Below are 2,113 nucleotides of genomic sequence, written 5' to 3' on the forward strand. Positions count from 1 at the left end.
ATTGTGATTGGCAGGTCGCCATGACCGCCGCGCCGAACAGCGTCTGCTTGTCGGTGAAGTGGATGCGGCGGGCATGCTGATGGTCAGTAACGTCAAGTACAACAGCTTCAAGGAGCTGGACCTCAAAGGGCGCGTGCCCTTCGTGGCCATCCTGGCGGTGGTGCTGGTGTTCGCGGTGGTCTTCAGCGACCCGCCACGCATCCTGTTGTTGATCTTCCTCGCTTACGCGGCTTCTGGCCCTGTGCAGTACCTGTTGCGTGTGCGCAAGCGCAAGGTCTGAAAAACATTTAATGATGGAATAACCCTCCGGCTCCATAGTCTTACTGGCATCCCGTCCAGTTCTATGGAGCCGCCATGCTCATCAAGATCCCCAGGTCATCCGATTGCAAAGCGTCGGAGATCACTCCAGAAAGCCTCTACCTTTCTCGTCGCAGTGTGCTGGGTGGCTCCCTGGCGGGCTTGGCCCTGGGGGCGTTGCCGCGACTTGGCGTGGCCGCTGAAGCCTCTCGCTACGCCGACGTCGAGGCCGGTGCTGCTCCGGCCTGGTTTGCAGACAAGCTGGCAGCCGCGCGCTGGCAGGCGATGAGGGTCAAGGATGAGACGATCACGCCTTACAAGGATGCTACCCACTACAACAACTTCTACGAGTTCGGGCCCGACAAGGGTGACCCTGCGGCCAATGCCGGCAGCCTCAAGACCGCGCCATGGAGCGTTGTGATCGATGGCGAGGTAGGTAAGCCAGGCCGTTATGCGCTGGAGGATTTCGTCAAACCTCTCCAACTCGAGGAGCGAATCTACCGCCTGCGTTGTGTCGAGGCCTGGTCGATGGTCATCCCCTGGCTGGGTTTCGCGCTGGCGGAGGTACTCAAGCAAGTCGAGCCGACCTCCAAGGCACGGTATGTCGCCTTTGAAACCCTGCAAGACCCCAAGAGCATGCCGGGGCAGCGCTCGGGCTTCGCGCTGATCGACTGGCCTTATGTAGAGGGCTTGCGTCTGGATGAGGCAATGAACCCGCTGGCGATCCTGGCCGTCGGGATGTATGGCCGCGAGCTGCCCAACCAGAATGGCGCGCCGCTACGTCTGGTGGTGCCTTGGAAGTATGGCTTCAAGAGCATCAAGTCGATCGTGCGCATCAGCCTGGTGGCGGAGCAGCCGAAGACGACTTGGCAGGCCTTGGCGCCCAACGAGTATGGCTTCTATGCCAACGTCAACCCGACGGTCGACCATCCGCGCTGGACTCAGGCGCGCGAGCGACGCCTTCCCAGTGGGCTGTTCAGCCCCAATGTGCGCGATACGCTGATGTTCAACGGCTACGCCGACGAAGTGGCGTCGCTCTACAGTGGTCTGGACCTGCGGAAGAACTATTGATGCGCTACCCCTGGTTTCGCCTGGCGATCTTCATCGTGGGCTGCCTGTTCCCGGCCTGGTGGTTGTATGAGGCGGCCATGGGGCTGCTGGGGCCGGACCCGGGCAAGATTCTGGTCGACCGGCTAGGGTTGGGTGCGCTGGTGTTTCTGCTGGTGACGCTATGCATGACGCCATTGCAGAGGCTGACCGGCTGGGCGGGGTGGGTAGTGGTACGGCGTCAGCTGGGGCTTTGGTGTTTTGCCTACATCGTGCTGCACATGACTGCCTATATGGTTTTCATTCTCGGCCTGGACTGGGCGCAGCTGGGCGTCGAGCTGCGTAAGCGGCCCTACATCATCGTTGGGTTCGTGGGCTTTCTTGGTTTGTTGGCGTTGGCGGTCACGTCCAATCGCTACAGTCAGCGTCGCTTGGGGGCGCGGTGGAAGAAGCTGCACAAGCTGGTGTATGTGATCCTGGGGTTGGGGTTGTTGCACTTTCTCTGGATCGTGCGCTCGGACCTGCAAGAGTGGGCGGTCTATGCAAGCGTCGCGGCTGCGTTGTTGATCGTACGGGTTCCACTAATATGGCGGCGGGTGCCGCGTTTGGTTGGTGGGCGGGGTAGGGCAGCCTGATGCTTTTATGAAGTTTTCTTGAAATAAAGGCTTGACGGGGTTTCTGTGGCCCTTATAATGCGCCCCACTTCCGACGTAGTCGAAGCGTAAAACCCCTTGAATATCAACGAGTTGAATGCTTCAGGCAGTATCGG

General features: G+C 60.2%; 2 protein-coding genes and 1 pseudogene. All 3 read left to right on the top strand.

Going from position 1 to position 2,113, the window contains the following annotated elements; translation table 11 throughout:
* Window positions 1-58: 58 nt before the first annotated feature.
* Window positions 59-280 (top strand): annotated as a pseudogene (locus ACQKPE_RS26320) (CDP-diacylglycerol--serine O-phosphatidyltransferase); the annotation flags it as partial.
* Between the two features lie 74 nt (window positions 281-354).
* Window positions 355-1,368, top strand: coding sequence for a protein-methionine-sulfoxide reductase catalytic subunit MsrP (msrP, locus tag ACQKPE_RS26325; protein WP_427669617.1), 1,014 nt, complete (start codon window positions 355-357; stop codon window positions 1,366-1,368).
* The gene (msrQ, locus tag ACQKPE_RS26330; RefSeq protein WP_427669619.1) at window positions 1,368-1,979 is read left to right on the top strand and encodes a protein-methionine-sulfoxide reductase heme-binding subunit MsrQ; all 612 of its coding nucleotides are present in this window, start codon (window positions 1,368-1,370) and stop codon (window positions 1,977-1,979) included. The genes msrP and msrQ overlap by 1 nt, the downstream gene beginning before the upstream one ends.
* The last annotated feature ends 134 nt before the right edge of the window (window positions 1,980-2,113 follow it).

The organism is Pseudomonas sp. NPDC089554 (assembly GCF_050280645.1).
Lineage (GTDB): Bacteria > Pseudomonadota > Gammaproteobacteria > Pseudomonadales > Pseudomonadaceae > Aquipseudomonas.

What these genes read in the sequence shown, in the direction of transcription:
- msrQ (WP_427669619.1), top strand. Translation starts at nt 1,368, where the DNA reads ATGCGCTACCCCTGGTTTCGCCTGGCGATCTTCATCGTGGGCTGCCTG.
- msrP (WP_427669617.1), top strand. Translation starts at nt 355, where the DNA reads ATGCTCATCAAGATCCCCAGGTCATCCGATTGCAAAGCGTCGGAGATC.